The sequence below is a fragment of the Candidatus Poribacteria bacterium genome (genome assembly GCA_021162805.1).
GTDB lineage: Bacteria > Poribacteria > WGA-4E > B28-G17 > B28-G17 > JAGGXZ01.
On sequence record JAGGXZ010000095.1, the window covers coordinates 17,725 to 41,357 of the forward strand.

General features: G+C 51.2%; 22 protein-coding genes, 3 tRNA genes and 1 other annotated feature. Of the genes, 3 read left to right on the forward strand and 22 right to left on the reverse strand.

Features of this window, described 5'->3' with window-relative positions; all coding sequences use genetic code 11:
• Positions 1 to 67: 67 nt before the first annotated feature.
• The 16 genes from J7M22_07660 to J7M22_07735 all read right to left on the reverse strand — a co-directional run bounded on the left by J7M22_07660 (position 68) and on the right by J7M22_07735 (position 15,456).
• A complete protein-coding gene (locus J7M22_07660) occupies positions 68 to 1,090 on the reverse strand; it encodes a hypothetical protein (protein ID MCD6506490.1) in 1,023 nt (340 codons plus the stop codon).
• Complete coding sequence (locus J7M22_07665; protein ID MCD6506491.1) at positions 1,087 to 3,249, reverse strand: GNAT family N-acetyltransferase; 2,163 nt, start codon at positions 3,247 to 3,249, stop codon at positions 1,087 to 1,089. The genes J7M22_07660 and J7M22_07665 overlap by 4 nt, the downstream gene beginning before the upstream one ends.
• Positions 3,250 to 3,804: 555 nt before the next feature.
• Positions 3,805 to 6,444 (reverse strand): DNA mismatch repair protein MutS, encoded by a 2,640-nt coding sequence (gene mutS, locus J7M22_07670; GenBank protein MCD6506492.1) that lies wholly within the window; start codon positions 6,442 to 6,444, stop codon positions 3,805 to 3,807.
• Positions 6,445 to 6,798, reverse strand: a complete 354-nt coding sequence (locus J7M22_07675; GenBank protein ID MCD6506493.1) for a hypothetical protein — start codon at positions 6,796 to 6,798, stop codon at positions 6,445 to 6,447. It lies immediately after the preceding gene.
• Complete coding sequence (locus J7M22_07680; protein MCD6506494.1) at positions 6,779 to 7,258, reverse strand: hypothetical protein; 480 nt, start codon at positions 7,256 to 7,258, stop codon at positions 6,779 to 6,781. Before J7M22_07680 ends, J7M22_07675 begins: the two co-directional genes overlap by 20 nt.
• Positions 7,259 to 7,322: 64 nt before the next feature.
• Positions 7,323 to 9,740, reverse strand: coding sequence for a phenylalanine--tRNA ligase subunit beta (locus J7M22_07685; protein MCD6506495.1), 2,418 nt, complete (start codon positions 9,738 to 9,740; stop codon positions 7,323 to 7,325).
• Positions 9,741 to 9,765: 25 nt separating this feature from the next.
• Positions 9,766 to 10,029 (reverse strand): DUF2283 domain-containing protein, encoded by a 264-nt coding sequence (locus J7M22_07690; protein ID MCD6506496.1) that lies wholly within the window; start codon positions 10,027 to 10,029, stop codon positions 9,766 to 9,768.
• A gap of 2 nt (positions 10,030 to 10,031) precedes the next feature.
• The gene (locus tag J7M22_07695) at positions 10,032 to 10,268 is read right to left on the reverse strand and encodes a DUF4258 domain-containing protein (protein ID MCD6506497.1); all 237 of its coding nucleotides are present in this window, start codon (positions 10,266 to 10,268) and stop codon (positions 10,032 to 10,034) included.
• 18 nt (positions 10,269 to 10,286) lie between these two features.
• A complete protein-coding gene (gene pheS, locus J7M22_07700) occupies positions 10,287 to 11,306 on the reverse strand; it encodes a phenylalanine--tRNA ligase subunit alpha (protein ID MCD6506498.1) in 1,020 nt (339 codons plus the stop codon).
• Between the two features lie 62 nt (positions 11,307 to 11,368).
• Positions 11,369 to 11,625, reverse strand: a binding site (T-box leader).
• A 393-nt stretch (positions 11,626 to 12,018) separates the two neighbouring features.
• Complete coding sequence (rplT, locus tag J7M22_07705; GenBank protein MCD6506499.1) at positions 12,019 to 12,381, reverse strand: 50S ribosomal protein L20; 363 nt, start codon at positions 12,379 to 12,381, stop codon at positions 12,019 to 12,021.
• Between the two features lie 31 nt (positions 12,382 to 12,412).
• Positions 12,413 to 12,610 (reverse strand): 50S ribosomal protein L35, encoded by a 198-nt coding sequence (gene rpmI / locus J7M22_07710; protein MCD6506500.1) that lies wholly within the window; start codon positions 12,608 to 12,610, stop codon positions 12,413 to 12,415.
• Positions 12,579 to 13,154: a translation initiation factor IF-3 gene (gene infC, locus J7M22_07715; protein MCD6506501.1), complete on the reverse strand. Its 576-nt coding sequence runs from the start codon at positions 13,152 to 13,154 to the stop codon at positions 12,579 to 12,581. Before infC ends, rpmI begins: the two co-directional genes overlap by 32 nt.
• A gap of 45 nt (positions 13,155 to 13,199) precedes the next feature.
• Positions 13,200 to 15,131, reverse strand: coding sequence for a threonine--tRNA ligase (thrS, locus tag J7M22_07720; GenBank protein MCD6506502.1), 1,932 nt, complete (start codon positions 15,129 to 15,131; stop codon positions 13,200 to 13,202).
• Positions 15,132 to 15,209: 78 nt separating this feature from the next.
• A tRNA-Val gene (locus J7M22_07725) sits at positions 15,210 to 15,286 on the reverse strand.
• 14 nt (positions 15,287 to 15,300) lie between these two features.
• Positions 15,301 to 15,374: transfer RNA gene (locus J7M22_07730), tRNA-Cys, on the reverse strand.
• A 7-nt stretch (positions 15,375 to 15,381) separates the two neighbouring features.
• Positions 15,382 to 15,456: transfer RNA gene (locus tag J7M22_07735), tRNA-Gly, on the reverse strand.
• A 167-nt stretch (positions 15,457 to 15,623) separates the two neighbouring features.
• Here J7M22_07735 and J7M22_07740 point away from each other — a divergent pair.
• From J7M22_07740 to J7M22_07750, 3 genes are read left to right on the forward strand one after another with little or no spacing between them, the layout of a single operon-like run.
• Positions 15,624 to 16,490 (forward strand): zinc ABC transporter substrate-binding protein, encoded by an 867-nt coding sequence (locus J7M22_07740; GenBank protein MCD6506503.1) that lies wholly within the window; start codon positions 15,624 to 15,626, stop codon positions 16,488 to 16,490.
• Positions 16,487 to 17,248, forward strand: coding sequence for an ABC transporter ATP-binding protein (locus J7M22_07745; protein ID MCD6506504.1), 762 nt, complete (start codon positions 16,487 to 16,489; stop codon positions 17,246 to 17,248). Before J7M22_07740 ends, J7M22_07745 begins: the two co-directional genes overlap by 4 nt.
• Positions 17,245 to 18,057, forward strand: a complete 813-nt coding sequence (locus J7M22_07750; GenBank protein ID MCD6506505.1) for a metal ABC transporter permease — start codon at positions 17,245 to 17,247, stop codon at positions 18,055 to 18,057. The genes J7M22_07745 and J7M22_07750 overlap by 4 nt, the downstream gene beginning before the upstream one ends.
• Before the next feature lie 5 nt (positions 18,058 to 18,062).
• Here J7M22_07750 and J7M22_07755 read toward each other — a convergent pair whose 3' ends face one another.
• The 6 genes from J7M22_07755 to J7M22_07780 form a co-directional block, all read right to left on the reverse strand.
• A complete protein-coding gene (locus tag J7M22_07755; protein ID MCD6506506.1) occupies positions 18,063 to 18,368 on the reverse strand; it encodes a hypothetical protein in 306 nt (101 codons plus the stop codon).
• 377 nt (positions 18,369 to 18,745) lie between these two features.
• The gene (locus tag J7M22_07760; GenBank protein MCD6506507.1) at positions 18,746 to 19,732 is read right to left on the reverse strand and encodes a Gfo/Idh/MocA family oxidoreductase; all 987 of its coding nucleotides are present in this window, start codon (positions 19,730 to 19,732) and stop codon (positions 18,746 to 18,748) included.
• 169 nt (positions 19,733 to 19,901) lie between these two features.
• Positions 19,902 to 20,999 carry a hypothetical protein gene (locus J7M22_07765; GenBank protein ID MCD6506508.1) on the reverse strand — a complete coding sequence of 366 codons (1,098 nt, stop codon included), beginning with the start codon at positions 20,997 to 20,999 and terminating at the stop codon, positions 19,902 to 19,904.
• Positions 21,000 to 21,369: 370 nt separating this feature from the next.
• Complete coding sequence (locus tag J7M22_07770; protein ID MCD6506509.1) at positions 21,370 to 22,155, reverse strand: sugar phosphate isomerase/epimerase; 786 nt, start codon at positions 22,153 to 22,155, stop codon at positions 21,370 to 21,372.
• Positions 22,152 to 22,718 carry a 16S rRNA (guanine(966)-N(2))-methyltransferase RsmD gene (gene rsmD, locus J7M22_07775; protein MCD6506510.1) on the reverse strand — a complete coding sequence of 189 codons (567 nt, stop codon included), beginning with the start codon at positions 22,716 to 22,718 and terminating at the stop codon, positions 22,152 to 22,154. Before rsmD ends, J7M22_07770 begins: the two co-directional genes overlap by 4 nt.
• 141 nt (positions 22,719 to 22,859) lie before the next feature.
• Positions 22,860 to 23,486, reverse strand: coding sequence for a hypothetical protein (locus J7M22_07780; GenBank protein ID MCD6506511.1), 627 nt, complete (start codon positions 23,484 to 23,486; stop codon positions 22,860 to 22,862).
• Positions 23,487 to 23,633: the final 147 nt, after the last annotated feature.

A 23,633-nucleotide genomic window follows, 5' to 3' on the forward strand; every position in this document is an offset into this window, starting at 1 on the left:
TTAGAATTCACATGATAGATCGATTGGATGAAGCGCCTCATCATGGTACGTAGTTGTGAAATTCTTTTTAGGCCCAATGATATTTAGCTTCACTCTCATAGATGTCTAAGGGAACATGAAGACTTTCCAATGTTCTCAAGTAACTCCATCCAACGTAAAGTGCATCTCGAGCTAAACGCCCAACAGCTATGCGTGAGGTATCTACTAAGTTATAGTAGGCATTCTGCAGGTGAGAGAGAAAGTTTCCATCTTTGACCAATATTGGCTGAACACATACGCTTGTAGTATGGTTAAAAATTTGCTCTAGAATATTACTACCATCTGGAGGATCCAAGGACGATAAGAGTTGATCTTGTTGGATATATGGCCATCGGAAGACCAAAGCTCCGGTTCGAAGGAAATCTTCTATGCAAAGGGAAAGTGGATTTTGACACCAAGCAATTACGGGGAGATTATGATCTCGAGTGAATTCCAGTAGAGGAGGCAACCAGTGAAGCTTAGATTTTTCTCCGCAATCAATGGCTATCCAATCTGGTTGGTGCTGTTTAATCACAGAAATGGGATCAACAGGGGAATATACACAGATGACCGTTGGCAGATTAGTTTCCTCGTGGAGTTGCTGAGATGCTTGATAAGTACCAGAACGAGTTCTGTAAACTTGGGGAAATACAGAGGCTAGATTTATTCTCCCAGCTTTGGTCTGTACTAAATGTTGCCTTATGCCTACTGTTGAGCCAAAATAAAGCACAAGTCCCCTACCGAATGCGCCACATATATTGCGATCCCCACCGATAGTATCAAGGGCGTACATAAGTAAACCGGTGGCGAATAATAGTGGTGGACGATGAGGACTAGCATTTGGAAGAACAATTAATAAGCGTTCACGTCGGTGCAAGGTAGCGCAGATCAACCGGGCGCTCCGTTCGTCTATGATGTCAGGGCTTCCCAAACTTGGGTCGATGTTTAAACGCCCTTCTTGCCACAGCCTTTGGAAGAAAAGCTCATTACTACGAGGAAGAACAAAGAAAGCCTCATCTAACCATTGATAGAATTCTTGATTTGATCCGTTAGAGTTTGAGGATCGGCTCAACCAGCTCCCTCCCCGCAAAGAAGTTGAAAGTAAATGATCGTGACGATGCTATTTCTCTGAAGATCAGGATACAGTGCTCGTAGGTTGCTCTGAAGCTCGGATAAAGATGAGAAGCCGTCGTTTCTCGCATCTTCAGCAGTGAGCTTCGAAAACCGCTTACGGATGATTTTGATGACTCTTACCGGCAGGTATTCTTCTCCGCATTGGAATAGCAGTAGATCTGATTGAAGAAACTTACGCCCCTTCCGTATCGTCGTCCGCTTGTCGCCGCGACGGACTGCGGAAAAGAATTCGGGCAGCAAACGAAGAGTGGGAACACCATTGGCAGCAGGACCATCACGTAGTTGTGACACCCTCTTGGTGAATTCCTGCCCATCCCAAATTCGGTGTTCCCAAGCACTAGTCAACTGAAGCACAAGATCGGGTTTAAGCGAGGTAAGAAACATTTCGCAGTGAGGAGCAGCTACAATTAAAGTCGCGCCAAATTGACGTGCGGTATGCTGTAGTTTCTCTGCTACGACATTAGCCGTTACGGGATCAAGATTCGCACAGAATTCATCAATCAGCCAAACATTACAGCGGTCCGAAAGTAGCTTGGCAAGCATCGCTCGATATTGTTGTCCTTTACTAAGTTCTTCAAAGCGCTTCAGATAAATAAACGCATCCGATAATCCCACAAGCCCCATAAGGTACAAAGCGGAACGAACATCTCGCTTATCCATCACTTCTATTAAGGCTTTGCGAGAGCGAATGGGTTGAAAAATTCCTGGTCTATAATTCTTTGGAAGCTGCAATTCGCCTTCTATCCGGAAAGCTTTTTTTTCCGTTTCTTTCTTGGACAGCAATTCAAGCAATGTCGTCTTCCCCGAACCCGAAGGACCAATGATCAAAACGATGCTTCCAGGTTTAATTTTCATTGAGAGATTGCGGATAACTATAGTCTTGATCGCATCGGGAGAGATTCCAAAAGCCTGCTGGATAGCGTGAGTTTGACGCGTCCTTCGAACTTGCGATTCAAATGTCAACGTGATGTTCTTCAATAGTATTGGATTTGTCAGAGGGTCAAGTGAGATCGAAGGAGGTGTATGTCCATTGGAAGGGGCAATCTCCTTAGCCCGTTTTCGCACAAAATTATCGGTTTCTTCGGTTAATCCCATCATGTAAGTCGGCTTAGGCAGGCTGACAATCTCATGGAAAAAGGCGAAATCACGAAGAACATTATCACGTGACAGTCTTTGCAAACGCCTTACAAGTTCTTCCTTGCTCAGCCCTTCCTGCTCCATAAGGCGTAATGCACGATCCAATCGTGCGACTTGTTGATCTACAATGCCACACGACTCCTCAGAGACGATTTCACCGCTTTTCACACGTTTGGCATTGCTAAGTAAGTAAGCCATATCCTTATGAACCCTCTTCAGATTGCCCTCTGTTTCTCCGATATAGACCATCCCGGCTTTCTCGACAAAAGGTACATATTTCAACATATCCGCGGAAATCTCCAAAAAGAGGGGTTTCCAACCGCTCACTTGCCATCGTTCCCGAGCAAACTGTGCTGCATGTTTGACCAAGATCTGACCTAACCCTAAGCCACGAAACTCCGGGTAAACCACACAACGGGCGATCCGTACGATAAGATGTATATATTTCCGCATTGTGGACTTTTTCCAAGCTTTCCACGCTATTCCGTCTAATCGAAACGATGTATTCAGAATCTCTGCACGTGCCTTATTCATGTAGAAAGGAGTAGCTAGTTCAATATATCCTAAAACTTCCGGATGTAGGGGGTGAAACGAGCGTACAATCAGACGAGCTGTGCGACCATAAATCGCTTTTCCTCGATAATGGGAATTCGAAAGAGATTGATAAGCTTCATATTCCTCAGGTTCTGTAATTTCCTTAATGAGGACTTCTACTACAGTGCTGCCAAGCTGTAGCTTTTCTGGATGTGCGTAAGGGGGAAGAAATTGCGCTTGGCCATTTCTACAGATAACCGATGCTTTTCCATCTCTGAACCGGACCCTATCGCCTTTAGTAACACACGCGGAACGGGGGACTGTTAACCATAAATCTTTAGGATAAAGCCGCAAACGTTTTACATGTCCATTCCAATTAACAGAGACAACGGCAAAGCAATCATTTTGGCTCTCGTTGCTTTGCATGCAATCTTCTCCTAAATACTGAGAGCATTTTGCCTCAAGACAAATTGAAGGGACTCAGCCTTGGTTGATGAGACCAACTTTTTGCTTTCGCTCTTATTCCCCTTGAGTGTAGTATCTATGGCCAATTGTCCGCTGTCCACCGTCCGCGGTCCGCAGCGGAATAACGGCGGACGGCGGACTGCCGACTGCGGACGGTAGCTTTAAAAATCTCTGCTACACTCAGCGATAATATGAGCGTTTGCTTTAGATTTAAGATTCAGGCGCAATTTCGACATTGAGGCCATGAAAAGCAAACTAGACAAAAGATTCTACAACACTTTGAGTATCCTCCTTTTTCTACCCGGCAGAACCGCTCTCTGGAATAAAGCCATCAGTTTCCTACCGAACTCATGTCCGAAGGTTAGCTAGATACTATTGCCCAGCTCCTTAACGCTGTATATTTTATACCTATCTCCTTCTCAAGTCAACTCTTGTCTTGAACCTCTACTTTCCCCCGCTTCGTCTGCGAGAAACACGAAATGAGCATAACGCTCCTCCTCTTGGATTTCAAGCCGCTCATCGTTCCTTCTCGACCTTCAGCTTCAGCTCGTATAGCTTGTTGAGAGCCTGGATAGGGGTCATATTGTTCAGATCCAGCTTCTTAAGCTCCTCTATGATCTCGTTCGGCTGAGGTGTAAAGAGCAGAAGCTGGAGGGAATCGTCCCTAAAGGAAGGCCTGGATCGCCTTTTGATCCTCGGTCGAGATGCCACGGCGGGTTTGTCTCCCCCTTCAACGCTTATGTTATGGCTTTCCAGGATTCCCAGTATTTCGTTGGCCCTCCCGATCACCTCCATCGGCAGACCTGCCAGTTTAGCCACGTGTATCCCGTAGCTCTTATCAGTTGCCCCCTCCACGACCTTCCTCAGGAAGACCACCCTCTCGCCATCATCGTGAACGGCGACGTTGTAGTTTTTGACGTTCTTGTAAGTCCCGGCCAGCTCGGTCAGCTCATGATAATGCGTGGCGAACAGGGTTTTCGCGCCGATGTGCTGCAGAATGTATTCGGCGACCGCCCAGGCGATGCTTATCCCGTCGAAAGTGCTTGTGCCCCGTCCTATCTCGTCGAGTATTATCAGGCTTTTCCGCGTGGCGTTATTGAGGATGTTGGCCGTCTCGTTCATCTCCACCAGAAAGGTGCTCTGGCCCGTCACGAGGCTATCAGAGGCGCCGACGCGGGTGAAGATCCTATCCACCACGCCTATTTTAGCCGCCGACGCGGGAACAAAAGATCCGATCTGCGCCATCAGACAGATCAGTGCGGTTTGTCTGAGGAAGGTCGACTTTCCCGACATGTTGGGCCCTGTGATTATGCACATCTGTCTGTCGGAGCAGTTCAGGTAGGTGTCGTTCGGGACGAATCCCTCGCGCGTGAAGAGCCTTTCCACGACGGGATGTCTCCCGTCTCGGATGATCACCTCGTCGCCCTCATCCACCTGAGGTCTTGCATAGTTATTCTTGGCGGCGATGTGGGCGAAGGTAGCCAGGACATCCAGCATGGCTATGGCGGCGGCGATCCTCTGAATCACCTCCGTCATCTCGGCTACCTTGCTCCTCACCTCGCAGAAGAGCTCATATTCGAGGTCATTTATCCGATCCTGAGCGTTTAGGATCTTGGCCTCCTGCTCCTTCAGATCGGGTGTGATGAACCTCTCGGCGTTAACAAGGGTCTGTTTTCGTATGTAATCCTCCGGGACGAGATGCAGGTTCGGCTTCGTCACCTCGATGTAGTATCCGAAAACCTTGTTGTATCCTATCCTCAGCGATGAGATCCCAGTTCGCTCCCTCTCTTTTTGTTGTAGGCCGGCTATCCATCCCTTGACGTCTCTGACGATCGCCCTCAGCTCGTCCAGCTCCGAGTTGTATCCGTCCTTGATGATTCCCCCTTCACGGATGGTGATGGGCGGGTCCTCATGTATGGCCCTATCGATCAAATCAACCACATCACTTACGTCCTCGAGCTGATCCCGAATCGTCTGGAGGAGCGATGAGTTGAGACCGCCGAGCTTTTCCTTGATCTGAGGTACCAGCTTAAGCGAATTTCGAAGGGCCAGAAGATCCCTGGCGTTTGCCGAGCCGAGACCCACTTTAGCGATCAATCTCTCGATATCCCTTATCTCCCTCAACAGCTCTCTCAGTTCGTCACGCAGGATGAGGTTCTCGAAGAGCTCCTGGACGGCGTCGAGCCTTGCGTTGATCTCATCGGCCCTCAAAAGCGGCCTGAGGATCATCTGGCGTAGTTTTCTCCCACCCATGGGGGTGACGGTCTCATCCAGGATCTCTATCAACGTCCCCTTGGTCGATCCGTCACGGATGGAGCGGATGAGTTCCAAATTCCTCTGCGTCTCGGTGTCCAGGATCATGAACTCCTCAAGCGAGTAGGTCTTGAGCGAGAGGATGTGCTGTAGCTGCTGCTTCTGTGTCTCCTTGAGATATTGAATCAGCGCCCCGGCAGCGGATATGGCGGCGGATTTTCCCTCACATCCGAACCCTTCCAGCGAGAGGACATCGAAATGGCTCAAGAGCTCCGATCGGGCCGTATCCACATCGAACTGCCACGAGGGAAGCGGGTTTACAACCGGTGATGTTTCAGACCTTACCCTTTCAATCGTCTCACTCTCGAATCCCTCAGGTATGAGGAGCTCTGAGGGTCTGAGCCGGGTTATCTCGGAGATAAGCTTATCCTCATCTTCCAGCTCCGTGACGTGGAACTCGCCTGTGGAGAGATCCACATGCGCCAGCCCGTAGATCTCTCCCACTCTGCATAACGCGACGAGATAGTTGTTCTCCTTATGCTCCAGCGCCTCCGGCTCGAAGATCGTGCCAGGGGTTACTATCCTGACGACCTCGCGCTTGACCACCCCTTTGGCCTTTTTGGGGTCCTCCACCTGCTCGCAGATCGCCACCTTATAACCCGCTTTGACCATTTTATAGAGATACGATTCGACGGCGTGATGAGGAACGCCCGCAAGCGGTACAGGCTTGCCGTTATCGTCCTTATCGCGCGATGTCAGGGCGATTCCCAGCACGCGCGAGGCGATTTTGGCGTCCTCGTAGAAGGTCTCGTAGAAGTCCCCGACCCTGTAAAACAGGATAGCGTCCGGGTATTGGCTCTTTATTCGTCTGTACTGCTCCATCAGCGTCAGTTTTTTCGCCATCTATATCACCCTCAACCCGTGCCTCTCGACGAAATCCTTAAAGTCGCTTTTCTCCAGCGCTATGACGTCCACATCCCTGTTTAAGACCCTTTCAAGCTCACATCCCAGCTCCCACACATCCCCTTTGAATCCCTTAACCGCCACGTCGATATCCGAAAATTCGTAAAACTTTCCCTCGCGCAGTAGGGATCCTATAAGGTAGACCGCCTCCACATCCACGCCTTGGAAGTATCCTTTGAGGGCGGCTATCGTTCCCCTCAAGGTCTCCTTCCTGAGGTTCTCCCTCAGGAGGAAATCCTTCTCCTTTCTATGTCGTATAAGCTGCCTTCCCAGCTCAAATTTCCCTCTCCTCATAGCTCAGATCCTTTACGAATTCAAGAAAGCGATTTAAGTCCTCGCGGAGAACCTCGAAGTCTTCCCTAAACATCTTCTGAAGCTTTTCTATCTCCTCCCTATCCAGCTCATAGTCATAGGCATGTCTGATAAAATGTCTGAACCTCCTCAATCTGTCAAGGAATCGGAACGCTCTTTCGTCAATAACGGCCATTCGTATCTCAGGAACTTCGGTGTTCATCCTGACCAAAAGCTCGCGGTGAAACCTGGTAGGGTCTTCGACCCTATTTTCAAACACTCTGGCTATCTCCTTGAAGAGGTCCTCCAGGGCCGTGTAGAATTGCTGGGCCTTTAATGCGAAGACATAGAGATTCTCGTATTTCGCCAGATCGAGCTCAGCGACATCACCGTAGAGCCTTTCCAGTATCTCAAGTTGTCTGGAGAAGAAGCCCTCCAAGAGCTTCAGATCCTCGAGTTTCACACCTTACCCCTTGGCATCTATACATCGATTTGAAGTATAGCAAAGCGGGGTTATCAGGTCAACTCTAAATCTGTCCTCTCAGCTTGGCGTCGACCCTTTCCTCAAGGGCTCTCAGAAGCCTTCTCAGCTCCTCGTCCACCTCCTGATCGGTCAATGTCCTTTCAGGTGAGACGAAATCTATGGTATAGGCCAAGCTTTTGAGGCCCTCCGGTATCCTATCCCCTTCATACAGGTCGAAGAGCCTGACGGAGCTAACGAGCGGGCTGAAAGAACGTATGATCTCAGTGACCTCCTCGGAAGGCAGATCGCTGCGCACAAGGAGCGCTATGTCCCTTGTGAGCTTTGGGAACTGAGGGATAGGGATGAACCTACGGGACAGATCCGAAGCCTCGCACAGCAGATCAAAGTCAAGCTCAAACAGGTACACCCTTTGCGGTATATCCCATCGTTCAAGCACATCCGGATGAACCTCGCCTAAGATCCCCACTTTCTCCCCGCCGACGATCAGATCTGCCGATCTCCCGGGATGCAGGAAGGGCTCTCCGGATCTGATGAACCTCGCCTCCTTCACGCCGAAACCGTCCAACAGTTCCTCGACGATCCCCTTCAGATCGAAGAAGTCGGGCTCTCGTTCAGGATCGCACCATGTCCCGGCGGACATAGTGCCGCTCAACACCCCGCCCAGCATCTCTCTCTCCAGGGGCAGTTCCTCCGGATGATCGGGTTTGGGCCAGAAGGTTCGAGCCAGCTCGAAGAGCTTGACCTGTCTGACCTGATGTCTGATGTTCCACGAGACGTTCTCCAACAGGCTGGGCACGAGGGTTGTGCGCATAACGGACTGCTCCCTGCTGAGCGGGTTACGGAGATTCACCGTCCTTCTGCGGGGATCGTCCTCTGGAAGGAGGATCATATCGAACCAACCCGGATCGTAAAAGGAGTAATTCACGGCCTCGCTCAATCCGGAGCCCAGCATGACCTTTCGGGCTATATTCCGCAACCTCTCCCTCAGGTTCGGTTCGGCCTCCGGGACCTCCCCAAACGGCATGAAGGTGGGTATTTTGTCGTATCCGTAGATCCTGGCCACCTCCTCTATGAGATCGACCTCCCGTTCTATGTCCGGCCTGAAGCTGGGCGCCTCCACGCTGATCGTCCCGTCCGGTTCCCTAACGGTCTTGAATTTAAGCCTCCGGAATATATCCTCCATCTCCTCGGTCGATATCTCCGTGCCGAGCAGATAGTTGCATCTCTGAGGTCTGAATTTGATGTGGAACTGCGTTCTCTTTTTGGGATATGCGTCCGCCATCCCGCGGCATATCATCCCACCGGCGATCTCCACCATCAGTTGAGCCGCTCTCGCCGATGCGGTCACCAGCCCTTCGATATCCGTGCCCCTCTCGAATCTATGTGATGCCTCGGTATGCATGCCGAGCGCCTTAGAGGTTTTGCGTATGCTGACAGGGTTGAAATATGCGCTTTCGAGCAGCACCTCTGTAGTCCGATCGGTCACCTCGCTATCCTCTCCGCCCATGATCCCGGCGAGGGCCACGGGTTTCCGGGCATCGGCTATGACGAGCATATCCGACCTGAGCTTTCTGAGCTCCCCGTCCAGTGTGACCAGCTCCTCGCCATCTTTTGCCCTACGGACGACGATCCTGTTTTCCTCCAGCTTCCTATAATCGAAGGCATGTAACGGATGGCCGAGCTCCATGAGGACGTAGTTGGTGATATCCACGACGTTGTTTATGGGCCTTAAGCCCACGGCGTTAAGCCTCCATCTCATCCACCAGGGCGAGGGGGCTATCTTGACGTCCAGGATCACCCTGGCGGTATATCTGGGACATAGATCGGGATCCTCGATGAGAACGGAGGTTACCTCCTCCACAGGCGGTCCCTGTTCGATGAGGTTTATCTCTATGGGGCGAAGCGGGTTTCCGGTGATGGCTGAGATCTCGCGGGCGATCCCATATACGCTGAGGCAATCCGGCCTGTTGGGGGTGAGATCGAACTCAATCACCACCGTAGGCAGGTTCAGCGCCTCGTTCAACCTCATTCCGACGGGGAGTCCTTCAGGAAGCTCCATCAATCCTGAGGCCTCCTCCGATAACCCCAGCTCCCTTTCGGAGCAGAGCATGCCGTACGATTCCACTCCTCTGATTTTCGCCACCTTGAGCGTCATGCCGATCGGGAGATTAGAGCCGATCAGTGCCATCGGGGCGAGCATTCCCTTTCTGACGTTCGGCGCGCCACAGACCACCTGAAGTTTTTGTGCTCCCACATCCACATGACAGATCTTTAATTTGTCGGCGTTGGGATGCCTTTCGATCGAGATCACCTTTCCGATGACGACCCTATCGTCTATCCCCTCGCCGATTCTCTCTATAGCATCGACCTCAAGCCCGGCCATGGTAAGCCTATCGGCCAGCTCCTCAGGTGTGAGGTCGAAATCCACGAACTCTTTGAGCCAATCAAGGGTAACTCGCATTTTGAACCTCCGATATTATCTACGTTCAAGCTGCCAGTTCGACCAGAGATTTGCTGAGCAATGAGCTCAAATCCTCAATCCCATAACGCTCAGATAGTTCTTTGAATACCGATTTCATATCGACTGAAGAGGGATCCAATATCTCAATCGCCAGTAGCCGTCCCTGTTTGTCTAGATCAAGAAATATTTCCTGTTCCTCCGTATACTCCACCGTTTTCGCTATTTCCCCTTCTCTCAGTCGGAAATATAGAGCTTTTGCCTCTTCATCAATTTCAAGGATGATATGCATTTTTATCTCACCTGCCATGCTGTAATAATTTTGATTACTTGTTTCTCCTCCTTATACACAACCCCAAGAGTTCTCACGCCGAGTTTTCGCTCTGCTCGGCGACATCCCTTTGATCGAGCTTTCCTTTCCCTATCAGGTTTTTCAATTACTTTAACGGTTTGCTCTTCTGTTATATGGCGTTCCAACATACGTCTTCGAGCGTGAAACGTGAATTCTACTCTCTTTTTTCCGATATACAACTTTAATCCCCTGTCGTGTCACTGGAATTGTTCGAGAAACCTCATGTCGTTTTCAAAAAGCAACCTGATATCGTTTATGCCGTATCGAAGCATGGCGATCCGTTCCACGCCCATCCCGAAGGCGAATCCGGTAATTCTCTCAGGGTCATAGCCTACTGCCTTGAACACCTCCGGATCGACTGAGCCGGAGCCGAGTATCTCCATCCATCCCGTTCCCTTACACGTGCGACATCCCTTTCCACCGCAGATGATGCAGGAGATATCCACCTCCGCTGACGGTTCGGTGAAGGGAAAGAAGCTGGGGCGAAATCTGAGCCTGGTCTCAGGGCCGAACATCTGGTGGGCGAATGAGGTTAAAACTCCCTTCAGCTCGGCAAAAGTTACACGCTCGTCCACCATCAATCCTTCAACCTGGTGGAACATCGGACTGTGTGAGATATCGGCATCCCGTCTGTAGACCCTGCCGGGGGCTATGATCCGAATGGGCGGTTTGCGCTTCTCCATAACCCTGATCTGGACGGGAGATGTCTGTGTTCTGAGGAGGACTCTGTCGGTTATGTAGAACGTATCCTGCATGTCGCGGGCGGGATGATGTTCAGGGGTGTTAAGCGCCTCGAAGTTATGGTATTCATCCTCCACTTCGGGTCCCTCAACCACCTGGAATCCCATTCCGAGGAATATCTCCTTGATCCTCTCCAGCGTCTGTGTGATCGGGTGCTCGACGCCGAGAGGGGGTCTCCTTCCGGGGAGGGTTATATCCACCTTTTCGGCAGCGAGTTTCCGTTCCCTCTCCTCCCGTATCAGCCTCTCCCTTGTCTCCTCCAGAGCCTCGTTTATAGTGGATCTGACCTGATTTGCTAGCCTACCGATAATCGGCCTCTGATCGGGAGGCAGCTTTGACATGCCTTTAAGCAGGTTGGTCAATTTGCCCTTGCGCCCGAGGTATGAGACCCTTATAGCTTCGAGTTCATCGAGGGTTTTAGCCGTTTTGAGTTTACCTATGATCTCCGTCTCAATCTCCCTGAGTTCCTTTTCCATCTGCGTTTCCTCCATGCTTTATAACAAAAAAGGCTTGCGTTTTCCATCCTCAGCCTACTTTGGCCGGGGACGAAAGCGCAAGCCTTCAAATACGCTTCCGCGGTACCACCCCGGTTGACAGATCCCCTTGGGATCTGCCCACTCATCCTTCCCGGTAACGGCGGGGAACCGTCCAGGCCTACTCGCCCTGGATGGGTTTCAGCCTGGAAGCTCCGGAGCGAAATTCAGCCGGCGGCCCCGAAGGGATGCTTTCAGCCGGTGACATCCCCTCTCTGTTCGGGGTTTACGCGGGCCTACTTATCTCCTTCACTGCCTTTGTCGGTATATTCTGTCTGTTGGGATGGGATCTCATTATCCCATCCCGCCCGAAGAGATACGCCAGAAAGGCGTGTATCGAACCCGTTCTTTTGAAAATCTCCCAGTGACCTCCTCTCATCTCCAAAGGAGATGAGCTTCCTCCCTCATCGAAGCGGCTTACATCGGAGGAACGAGGAGAAAGGAAATCCGTTGCACGTTCAACGTTTAACGTTGTAACGTTTTCCACTCCTGGTTCCTCGTTCCTTAACCTTTGCAGAGGCCCTCTCCTCCAGAGGCTTAACTTCGGACCGGTCCGGCCCTAGGGTTTTATACCAAAGGTATTATACCACAACCTTAACCTTTACCTCAACCTGTATAGAGTGGGCTTTCCTGGCGGAATTCCTTCCATCAGATCTCAGGAGGCGGCGAGCTGTGATTTAGCCGTTTCAACCAGCTTAGCGAAGGCATCGGAGTCGTTGATGGCGACATCGGCCAGCATTTTCCTATCGAGCTCCACCCCGGCAAGCTTCAAGCCGTGCATGAATCTACTGTATGAGAGCCCATATGGTCTCACGGCGGCGTTGATCCTGACGATCCACAGCCGCCTGAAATCCCGCTTGCGTAATCTCCTGTGCTCGTAGGAGTGCTGCCAGGCTTTATGTACGGCCTCCGTCGCCGTACGTATCAGGTTCTTTCTGCCACCTCTGAATCCCTTAGCGTACTTGAGGATTTTCCTCTTTCGCTTTCGAGCGGTTACCCCTCTCTTTACCCTCGGCATCTTTCGCTACTCTCCTTTCGCACCGGTGATTTTATCCATACGGCAGAAGTCTCTTTATCCTCTTTTCGTCAGCCGGATCGACCAGATCGCTTCGTCGAAGCCTTCTCTTACGCTTCGCGGTTTTGTTGAGGAAGAGGTGTCCTGCGTATGCCTTATACCTTTTGATCTTTCCGGAGCTGGTGACCTTGAACCTCTTCCTAGCGCTTCTGTTGCTTTTCATCTTCGGCATCTTCGTCATCCCCCTTTTCCGTCATCTCCGGATTGGGCACGAGCAGGATGCTCATCATCCTTCCGTCCATCCTGGGATACTGTTCGATACTTCCCACATGGGAGAGGTCGGCTGCGAATTTCTCAAGCATCTTCCGCCCTAAATCGGCGTGTACCACCTCTCTGCCTCTGAAGATTATGGAGATCTTGACCCTTTTGCCCGACCGAAGGAATTTCTCGGCATGGCGGAGTTTGAACTGGTAATCGTGGTCGGCTATGTCGTATTTGAACCTTATCTCCTTGAGCTCGGCGGTTTTCTGATGTTTTTTGGCCTCACGCGCTCGCTTCTTCTGCTCGTACATGTACTTGCCGTAATCCATTATCTTGCAAACGGGAGGCGATGCCTTGGGCGCCACCTCCACCAGATCCAGCCCTTTCTGCTGGGCTATCCTCATCCCCTCTTTGGGGGTCATTATCCCAAGCTGTTTGCCGTTTTCGTCGATGACCCGTATCTTTCTCACACGGATCTGCCAGTTAACCCTCGGCTCTATCTTACGCACCTCCAGATAGATTTTCCACAATTAAATCATACAAGTTAAGGGGAGTAAAAGTCAAGGGTAAGTGGCTTTGCTCTCGATCTCCTCTTTGATCTTCCGGATGAAATCCTCAACTTTCATCCCACCGAGATCCTCACCCCTTCGGGTTCTAACGGCCACCGTTCCGCTATCCTTCTCCCTGGCGCCGACGATCAGCATATAAGGGATCTTTTCCAGTTGGGCCTCCCTTACCTTGTAACCGAGCTTCTCTCCCCGGATATCATTATCGGCTCTCAACCCCGCCTCCTTTAACCTTCTGGTGATCTGAAGAGCGTAATCCTCCTGATCTCTTGTGATGTTCATCACCCTCACCTGGACCGGAGCGAGCCAGATCGGAAACGCCCCGGCATAGTGCTCGATCAACACGCCGAAGAACCGTTCCAAGGAACCCAGGAGCGCCCTGTGAACCATGTACGGCCGATGTTCCCTGCCGTCCTCCCCCACATAACTGAGATCGAACCGTTCCGGCAGGTTGAAGTCGAACTGTATCGTGGAACACTGCCATGATCTTCCGATGGCGTCCTTGATCTTTATGTCTATCTTAGGACCATAAAATGCTCCTCCTCCCTCATCCACTTCAAAGGAAAGCCCCTCAGCTTCGAGCGCATTGCGGAGCGAGTTCTGCGCCTGCTCCCATCTTTCGGGCTCGCCGACCGCCTTTTCGGGCTTGGTCGAGAGATAAACCTCGAACTGATCGAACCCGAAGGAGCGCAACATCTCAAGCGAAAACCGCAGCACGCGCAGTATCTCCTCCTCTATCTGTTCGGGAGTGCAGAAGATATGGGCGTCATCCTGAGTGAACCCCCTCACCCTCATCAATCCATGCAGCACACCGCCTCTTTCGTACCGATAGACCGTTCCAAGCTCAGCCCATCTCAGGGGTAGGTCGCGATACGATCTGATCCTAGTCTTATAAATCATTATGTGAAACGGGCAATTCATCGGTTTGAGGTAGTAGTCCTGTCCGTCCACGTCCATAGGAGAATACATATTCTCGCTGAAGAAATCGAGATGTCCGGAGGTCTTCCAGAGCCATGATCTCCCGATATGTGGGGTATAGACGAACTCGTATCCACCTTTGATGTGTTGATCACGCCAGAAATCCTCGATGATCTTTCTTATCATCGCCCCCTTAGGATGCCAGTATACCAGCCCTGCTCCGGCCACCTCGTGGAAGGAGAACAGATCCAACTGTCTGCCGAGCCTGCGGTGATCCCGTCTCTCGGCCTCCTCTATCCTTCTGAGGTGCGCGTCCAGGTCGGATTTTCTCTCGTAGGCGGTTCCGTAGATCCGCTGGAGCATCTTCCTACTTTCGTCTCCCCTCCAGTATGCCCCCGCGGCGCTAAGGAGCTTGACCACCTTCAGTTTGCCCGTGCTGGGGAGGTGCGGTCCCCTGCACAGATCCACGAATTTATCGTGCTCATAAAGCGAGACGATCTCGTCCTCCATCTCATTAAGCAGTTCGACCTTGTAGATCTCCCCCATCTCCTCGAACAGCCTTATCGCCTCATCCTTCGTAACCTCCCTGCGTTTGAAGGGATAATCAGCCTTGATGATCTGACGCATTCTCTCCTCGATCCTTTCCAGGTCATCCGGCGTAAAGGGTTTCGGCACGTCGAAGTCATAGTAGAAACCATCCTCTATCGCCGGGCCTATGCCGAGTTTCGCCTCGGGGAAGAGCTCTTTGACCGCCTGCGCCATGACGTGTGAGGCCGAGTGCCGATACACTCGTCGCCCCTCCTCATCACGGAAGGTCAAGATACGGACCTCGGCGTCGGATGTGATCGGTCGGGTTAAATCCACAAGCTCTCCGTTAACCAGGGCTGCCAGCGCCGCTTTGGCGAGACCCGGACCGATATCCGAAGCTATCTCTAGCGGGGTTATACCCTTCGGATACTCCTTAGACGAACCGTCCGGAAAGGAGATCTTCACCGTATCCACATCGATTCACCTTAGAAGCGAGATAAAAAAATAGAGCCCTTAACAGGCTCCAAAGTCCTGGGCATTCATATAATAAAAGAAAAATGGTGGGCGGTACAGGACTTGAACCTGTGACCCCTTGCATGTCAAGCAAGTACTCTGACCAGCTGAGCTAACCGCCCACCTCGAAGAATAATGGAGGCGACGACCGGACTCGAACCGGTGATAGCGGCTTTGCAGGCCGCGGCCTTACCTCTTGGCTACGTCGCCTCAAGAATGGAGCGGAAGACGGGATTCGAACCCGCGACCTTCTGCATGGCAAGCAGAAGCTCTACCACTGAGCTACTTCCGCCCAAGACATATTAAAGTTTAGCAAAAAGCGATGTTTTTGTCAACCTAACATTCACAGAGGGACCTTACTTGAGCGAGCGCGGATCCGCGGATCCTAATAGCCTTGATATCCATATAAAAGGTAAGGTAGAATATTCCTCGGACGATCTTAAGCCGGGAGGAGTGGGAATGAGAAGGTGGTTCCTGATGTTATTATCCCTCTGCACCCTATTCTACGCCTTCGGGGCGGATCGGCTCAACGTGGTCGTAACCATCCCCCCGCTTGGAAGTCTGACGCGTGAACTGGTGGGTGATAAAGGTGAGGTGATCGTGCTGCTTCCCCCAGGCGCCAGTCCGCACGTCTACGAGCCGACGGCCGATAAGATGAAGCTCATCGCACGCGCTGATCTCTTCGTCGAAAACGGCGCCGGACTGGAGATGTGGGCTGAGAAGATGTTGAAGGGAAGCTCAAATAGAAAACTCGTTCTCGTCGAGGCCTCAAAGGGGATAAAACTCATCGGCGCTAAGGCCGGACATGAGGGTAAACGGACCAGAGGCGGCAACCCACACGTCTGGCTCGATCCCATCCTGGCCAAAAAGATGGCACATAACATCGAAAAGGGACTGGAGCAGGTCGATCCCGAAAACAAAGCCTACTACAGGGAGAATCTCAGGAAACTGCAGGCCAAGCTGGACGCCCTGGATAGGGAGATCAGAAGGCGGATAGGAGGGATAAGGGATAAGCGGGCGGTGGTGTTCCATCCGGCCTGGGATTACTTCGCCAGGAGATATGGAATTCAGATCGTGGGCGTGGTGGAGAAAAGCCCCGGAAAATCTCCAACGCCCCGAGATATAGCGACGATAATCAGGGAGATCAAGAGATATAAAGTAAAGGTGATCTTCATAGAGCCGCAGTTCAATCCGAAGGTGGCGGAGATGATCGCCCATGAGGCGAACGTCAAATTGGCCACCCTTGATCCACTGGGGAGCTCGAAGGAGGATTACTTCAAGCTGATGAGGCGAAACCTCAAGGCGATCGAGGAGGTGTTCAGATGAGCGAGAGGGTCGTCGAGTTGAAGGATGTATGGGTCAGGTTCGATGGGATATCCGTGCTGGAAGGGGTTAACCTGGAGGTCGAGGAGGGGGATTTCATGGGTATCGTCGGCCCAAACGGAGCGGGCAAAACGACGCTGCTCAGGATCATCGTCGGTTTGATCAGGCCGGATGAGGGTTACGTGAGGGTCTTCGGCAGGGAACCGCGGAAGCTGGGGGAACTCAGAAGCCTGGTGGGATACATACCGCAGAGGCACGAGGCGGAGCGGTTCTTCCCGATAACCGTCTATGAGGTCGTCGCCCTGGGGAGAATTCATCGGAGACGATGGGCCCGGAGGCTAAGCGGAGATGACAGGAGGAAAATCGAGGAGGCGCTCAGAGAGATGGGGATGCTGGAACATGCTGGCAAACTCTTCGGAGAACTCTCAGGTGGGCAACAGCAAAGGGTGCTTTTGGCCCGCGCGCTCGCCCAGGAGCCCAGGCTGCTCATCCTGGATGAGCCCACCTCTGGCATAGACCAACCCTCACAGGAGAACTTCTACTCGCTGCTGTCAAGACTACATGATATGGGGATGACCATCATCATGGTCTCACACGATATAGGCGCCATCACGGATCACGTGACGAAGATCGCCTGCCTCAACCGCAAGCTTTACATGCACGGATGTCCCGCCGATGTGATGAAGAGCGAGAAGCTGAACCGGCTTTATGGGATGAACGTGTTCCTGCTTACACATGAGGGAAGAGAGGAGAGGAAATGAACCTGACTGAGATGCTCCAATACGGATTCATGCAGAGAGCGCTCATGGCCGGGGTGATCGTCGGAGCGTTGACGGCTGCCATAGGGACATATGTCGTTTTGAGAGGTATGGCCTTTTTGGGGGCGGGGATAAGCCATGCAGCTTTCGGAGGAGTGGCGTTGGGATATTACCTCGGACTCAACCCCTCAGCGGTGGCGATCATCTTCTGCGTCCTCGTCTCATGGGCGATAGCCGTGATCGGAAGGCTCACAAGGCTGAAGAGCGATGTGCCGATAGGCGTTTTTTTCGCCGCGACGATGTCCTTCGGCGCCATAATCATCAACCTGATAAAGGAGTACAACGTGGACCTGTTCGGATACCTCTTCGGCAATATACTGGCGGTCAGCAAAGTTGATCTGATCATAACCGCCTCGCTCGGAGTGATCCTGATGTTTCTGATACTCATCTTCTACCATCAGTTCCTCTATATCACCTTCGACTCGCAGATGGCAAGGGTTTCCGGGATACCGGTCGTCGCGATGGATATGCTGCTTTTGAGCATGATCTCCGTCGCGATCGTCATATCGATTAAAGTCGTGGGGATAATCCTGGTTTCAGCCCTTCTGGTGGCTCCGTCCGCCACGGTGATGGGGTGGGTGAGAAACTTCAAGGCGTTAATGGCATTTTCGATCCTCGCCGGAGTGCTTTCATCATTGGGTGGGATCGTGATCTCCTATTACCTGAACACGCCCAGCGGTGCGACGATAGTCCTGCTATTAACCCTCACTTTCCTTATATCATCGATACTTTTAAAGATCAAAAAGGGGTAGGAAATCTATTCCCCTCTCTCAGCGATCTCTATGCCGAATTCATCGAAGATCGTTTCGCCCTCGCTTTCCCCGACGACAGGTCTCACCTGAAGCTTCTGAATTTCATCGACGAGCGATCTGACCCCCTTCTCAATCGAGATCAAAAGGGCCGTTGTTTCACCCAAAGCCATCAAAATGAGGGATAGGATAATCCACGCCGCCGCTTTAAGGGCGGTCGAAAATCCGGCGATTATGCCGTCACGCAGAATCGAATAGATGATCGAGGCGAGGCCGAATCCGACGGAGAGGATCAGGAGGATCATCCCCGCCACGAAGGACCACCAGCCCAGTTTCGCTAAGAGTGAAAACCTTTCATCTCGCGTCATCGTATTAGTTAGAAAGGTCGAGGGTCAAGAGTCTCTTCTTAGGGGTTTTCAACGTTTTTCGCCGGCGCTGTAATTGTAGCGAGTAGCGAGTGGCGAATAGGGGAGAATCACCACTCGCTACTCGCCATTCGCCGTTCTCCTTGTGCCTGCCGGATTTGGGGGCACGCGCAGGGGCGAGCCCCTACCACGCCTGATTATACCAAATCATTGAAAAGCCCTTAGTCTCTTTTTTGTCTCTTGACCCTTGACCATCTTAACCTCAACCTAAACCTTAACCTGTTTTCGCATCCCCTTACACTCAGCGATAATATGAGCGATCTGCTTTATTCCACCTTCTCCACCCTGCCGGTTTCAAGCGACTTGCTCGCTGCCATCTGGAGCTTATGCGTCTGTAAGGCATCCGAGTATGGCGATTTTATCTTCGACGGATCGCCCGATTTAACGGCATCTATGAAGGTTCTATCCTCGGCCTGATAGGCGTTGATCCTGGACTCGATCCTTTCCTCGACCCTATGCTGGAGGTCTCCGCGTCTTATAAGTCTCGCCGCGCCGCCGGTTATCTCCACCACTATATCCCTGCAGATCACATCCAGCTCGACCTTATATCCCTGGGAGAGGCAACAGGCGGAGGTGATGTTCGCTATGGCGCCGTTTCTGAACTTGACGTTGATCACGCTCATGTCATCCACGTCGTAGTCGGGGATATCGGTCATGCTGCCGCTGGCCGCGAACATCTGGACGTATTCGGCGTCGCTTCCGATCATATAGCGGGCCAGATCTATGATATGGGTCGTCTGCTCCACATGTTGACCTCCGGAGAGCTTCCTCTGTCTCCACCAGTATGTCCCCGGCAATCCACCCATCCAGTATCCCAGAGCTCCCAGGACGAGCTTATCTGAAAGGAAGGATTTGGCCGCCTCGGCGGAGTTGGTATAGCGCCAGTGATACCCCACGGCCGTGATTATGCCGCTTTTACGCACGGCCTCATCTATCTTCAACGCCGTCTCCAGATCGGCGGCTATGGGCTTTTCGACGAAAAATGGGATGCCCTTCTCGCAGGCGATCATCTCCTGCTCGCCATGGGCGAAGGGAGGGGTGCAGATGTAGAGGGCGTCGAACTTCTCCCTATCGAACATCACCTTGAAATCGGTATACGGCTTTCCGCCGAACCGATCGGCGGCCGATTTCGCCCTGTTCTCATCCACATCGCACATGGCAACGAACTCAACGTCGGAAAACCCGCTGAGGTTGTTGAGATGCGCATGCGCTATGCCGCCGACACCTATGAAGGCGACTTTGACTTTATCCATTTTATACCTCCTGATTGATTAGTTGGGGACGGTTCATATCCTGGATGAATTAAGGTGACACTTTCACTCTTCTGATCTCGTAAGGCGGGGTTTCCAACCCTGCCGAAAACGGCGGCATTGAAAATGCCGCCCTATGAAAGTGTAACCATAAAGTGACGTGAACCATCCCTTATTCTAAGAACAAACTATGCGATAATTTTTTTTGGGTGTCGCGGTATATTACGATTCTGCTTGTATATCCTATGACGTACAAGCAGACATTACCATCTACGACTTCTAAACCACCTATTCCTGACTCAATATCTATAAAAGGATAGGTTCTCAGGAATACACCATCACTGGTAAAGACATTTACTCCTTCTTCCCCTATAGCGTATATTTTGTCTTCATATAAAGCGAGATAACTGGAATGCGGATTGTCGATTTCTTGGGACACTTTCCTGGTGATCAAATCGCATATAAGAATTTTACCTTGGGCTGAATCGGAAAGAAAAAGCTTACCATTTCTAATCCGCAGATCTTTCAAGGTTCGATTCGGAAACTGCCAAATATCTACTAATCGAAGTTCGAAATCAAAAATCTTAACAGTGTCAAGGTCAGTAACGTAAACTCTATCCTTGTATATCTCAATCCCCGAGGCTTGATTAAGCTTTTGATCGGAATATTTTGTTTTAACTTTAACTTGTCGAGACTTTGAGGTTCTGTTGGAAATAACCTTAAAGACTGATATCCCTTCAGCCTTTATCAAGTGGTGAGGGCAAATAACAAAGAGATCTCCTTTATCGGATATAGCTCCACCAAGGGGGCGCTGATAAAAATCAAAGCTTTTTGAAACCCAGAATTTCCCTTTTAATATTATCTTAGGAACTCCCCAAATACCGCCGATGTTTTCAACCATCTCTAAGTAATTGGCATCCGTAGAGTAAAGACGCCCAAAGCGATCTGAGGTCATCCCTCGAGGATAGTAGCCGTGGACTTTTATCTGAACCACATCAACTCCCCAAGCTTCTATATGAAGGATTCCCTTCAGTTTTTTGCTCACGGGAAAACTGTGTTTACCCGGCTTATAAAAAGTCCAATCCTGCAGCGTTACTCTTTGACCGTTTAGTTCTTCAATATAGGAATACACAATAGCTGGGAACGGAAGGAAATATTCGACAACATAGTAGGCCGATTGTTCTGGGTAAAGGATCTTAGGATTGAGCGATGATGTGGCGCATGAAGACATTACCATTGGAAGAACCAATACGATAAGAAATCCGATCATAATTTTTAACCGCGTCGCTGATAAGCAAGTTTGCGAAAACCTTTTGAATTTTTCACCCTCCCCTGGCCCCTCCCATCGAGGGAGGGGAATTTTAGGCTCCTCCCCTTCGGTGGGGGAGGTTAAGTGGGAGTGATCAAAAATCCAAAGCCTATTTTCAAACTCTCTTATCAGTATATTCATGTCAATAGCTAAACGAGATCTACTCATTACCCACGGTGTTCTTCTGTGATCTTAGCAACGTCCCCTTCGGTTAAACCAGAAATCTTTTTCCTTAGCCAAGTTAATCGCCCATTCATCAAACTCTAATTTGGCTATATATTCCGATGAAGGCGTGAAGGGCCTTATCCTTCACGCCCTTACTTAGAACGGTCTACAACCACTGTTTCATATACTGAACGGTTTTGGGAAGCTCGACATGTGGATCGCCGGGCACACCGCACTCAAGCGCCATATACCCTTCGAAGCCCACCTCCTTCAGGGCCTCGAAGCCCGATTTGAAATCGGTATGCCCATATCCGGGAAGCAACCTCGTGCTATCGGCCAGATGCACGTGTTTTATGTAATCGCCCGCCTCGCGGATGCTATCGGCTATGACGGGCTCCTCGATGTTCATATGGAAGAAATCGGCCATTATCCTCACGTAGGGCTTATCCACGGCTTCGCAGATCTCCACAGCATCACGCAGCCTTTTAAGCAGGTGTGTTTCGTACCTGTTGAGAGGTTCGAGCAGCACATATGCCCCTACCTCGGCGGCGTAATCTCCGATCTCCTTCATCTGCATGATCAGGAGCTCTTTCTCGAGCTGGACGGCGGATTTATAGGGGGAGAGGTCGTTTATCCTCGGCCCGCCGAATATCGGCACCACTATCAATCCGACGGCTCCGATGTTGGCGGCCACCTTCAGGAGCTTCTTTATGTCGTTCACAGCCCTATCCCGCTCGGATCTGTTCGGATCGAGCAGACATCCGCCGTAACCGGCGCAGATCGTGCTCGGTTTAACCTGGTGGTTCTCGGTGGCCCTGATTATCTCCTCCTGTCTGTTCTCGAGGCCCGAACCCCAGAACTCGATCCCTTCAAAGCCGAATTTGGCGGCGTTATCCAGTTTTTCGGCCAGATCTCTTCCGGGGATAAGCCCTTCCTGGACCGCAAGTTTCATGGTTTCCTCCTCTTGTAGAAGGTTAAAACGGTATCGCCGTATCTCTCCTCCCTGATGCGGGTGAGGTTCTCCGTTTCCTCCGGGAGGAAAGACCTGAAAGGACGTTCGGCGATGACCATGGCATCATCGCTGAGGATCTGAGACCCGTCGAGCTTTCTGAGCGCCTTCTCCAGCAGGAATGAGCCATAAGGAGGATCGAGAAAGACAAGATCGAACTTCAACCCCATGTTCTCCATTGCCTTAAACGCCCTGAGAGCATCCTTCTGGAAGATGTGAACCGATTCATCTCCGAAGGGAAGACCACACAAGCGGAGATTTTCGCGGATGGCCTTGACACATCTGGGGTTTTTCTCGACGAAGAGGACGAACCCTGCCCCTCGGCTCAGAGCCTCTATTCCGACGGAACCCACCCCGGCAAAGAGATCGAGAAAGAAGCTTCCCGGCACGATATCCCTTATGATGGCGAAGAGGGATTCCCTGACCCTATCGGAGGTATATCTGACGGACCCCGATCGAACCGTGACAAGCCTCCTACCCTTGAACCTGCCGGCGATGACGCGCATGGCTAGACACCTCATCATGAAAGCGACTCTATTTTAACATCAACCTCAGCCTCAGTCAATAGTGGGATCGATAGGAGGGGTTACATCAAAATAGCTATGACCAGCAGAATCGATTGAAATCTTCATTTCCCCCTTAGGTTTTCATTCCTCTTTGACTTGTCCCATTCTCCTCTTCAGCTCTTCATCCTTTAGGTAAGCCTCGCTGAAGGAGATGCCATATCTCATCTCAAACTCCTCCTTAACTCTCTTCTGCTCCGCTATTAGCTCATCGATAATGGATGAGATCTCATCATGTCTCCTTTTCAGACCGTCGAACTCCCTCTTCAACGCATCTATCTCCTCCCTCGTTCCTGCCTCCTTCATATCGTGAAGTATGATCTCCTCCATCCTTCGGTTGATCTTGAAGTTCTCCCTCAGAAGAGGGGATAGTTGAGCTTCTATAGCCATATATGCCTTACGAGCTTCTTTATAAGCGATCAACATCTCATCCGTTTCATCTTGTCTTTCCAATAGTTTCTCCTTATCTTCGGGTTGCTCCAATAGATCTTCGGGTTGATAGGACGACGAGGTTTTTTCTGGTTTCCGTTTCTCAAGATTTTCCGGCCCTCGAGCTTCCCCCTCATCCTTCACCTCCATATCCAGTAGGGCGTTAAACTCCTCGAATGTGAGTTCATCTTCCTCCCGGCTGATAGGAGAGCCGCTTCCTCCGGGCTTTCCTCCCGTCGATATCGCCTTTAAGGGTTGGGATTCTGAAACGGAGTTTCCCACCTTTAACTCACTTGATGGCCTACTCCCCCAGTATCTTAGGAGTGAAGTTCCCCCCAATTTTTGGACAGAGGATTAAGGTGGAATCAGAGGGAAGGAATCAGCTAAAATTGAAGGGAGCATCAGCTCCCCACCACCTCATATCAGAGG